This window comes from Xylophilus ampelinus, assembly GCF_003217575.1.
GTDB lineage: Bacteria > Pseudomonadota > Gammaproteobacteria > Burkholderiales > Burkholderiaceae_C > Xylophilus > Xylophilus ampelinus.
In genome coordinates, this window is sequence record NZ_QJTC01000064.1 from 1 (window position 1) to 1,122 (window position 1,122).

General features: G+C 62.8%; 1 protein-coding gene. It reads left to right on the plus strand.

Features of this window, described 5'->3' with window-relative positions; translation table 11 throughout:
• Positions 1 to 81 precede the first annotated feature (81 nt).
• A partial coding sequence (locus tag DFQ15_RS16845) for an IS630 family transposase (RefSeq protein WP_110467051.1) occupies positions 82 to 1,122 on the plus strand: 1,041 nt, incomplete at its 3' end.

Sequence of the window (1,122 nt, forward strand, 5' to 3'; positions counted from 1 at the left end):
CTAGTGTGGTGTCTCAAAAATAAGCCGAACTAAGTTGACGAATGGTTATCCATGAGTTTCCAAGTCCAGGAAACTACAAAGATGACCAGATCAGGAAGGCCGCCGAAGGTGCTGGAAGTGACGCAATCGGAGCGGGCCGAGTTGCTGGCTCGGCTGGCGATCCGCAAGGCACCGACCGACGAGAAACTGCGCATCCACATCGTGCTGGGTTGTGCCGACGGTATCTCGGGCACCGTGCTCGCCCAGCGCCTGCACACCACCGCTCAGACGGTGTCCAAGTGGCGCCAGCGCTATGAAGCGTATCGCTTGGCCGGGCTGACCGATGCCCCGCGCACGGGCCGCCCCCGCACGGTCTCCGACGAGCAGGTGCAGGCGGTGGTGGACAAGGTGCGCCAGAGCACACCGGACAACGCCACGCACTGGAGCGTGCGCAGCATGAGCGCGGCCACGGGCGTGTCGGCCCCCACGGTGCAGCGCATATGGCATGCATTCGGCTTGAAGCCGCACCTGCAGAAAACCTTCAAGCTCTCCACCGACCCGCACTTCGTGGACAAGGTAGGCGATGTGGTGGGGTTGTACCTGGCGCCCCCGGATCGGGCGCTGGTGTTGAGCGTCGATGAGAAGAGCCAGATCCAGGCCTTGAATCGCACGCAACCGGGGCTGCCCCTGACATTCGGCCAGCCTGCCACACGCACACATGACTACAAGCGCCACGGCACCACCTCGCTGTTTGCCGCGCTGGATGTGGCCACCGGCAAGGTCATCGGGCAGCTCAAGCGCCGCCATCGCAGCGTGGAGTTCCTGTCGTTCCTCAACACCATCGAGGCATCGACTCCCGCCGATCAGGAGGTGCACCTGATCATGGACAACTACGGCACCCACAAGACCGACAAGGTGCGCGCCTGGTTGGCCGCTCGCCCGCGTTTTCATGTGCACTTCACACCCACCTCCGCGTCCTGGCTCAACCTGGTCGAACGCTTCTTCGGCCAGATCACCCAACAGTGGATCAAGCGCGGTACGCACACCAGCGTGGCCGATCTGGAGCGCTCCATCCGGCAATACATCGACCGACATAACGCCGACCCGAAACCTTTCATCTGGCACAAGAGCGCCGATACGATC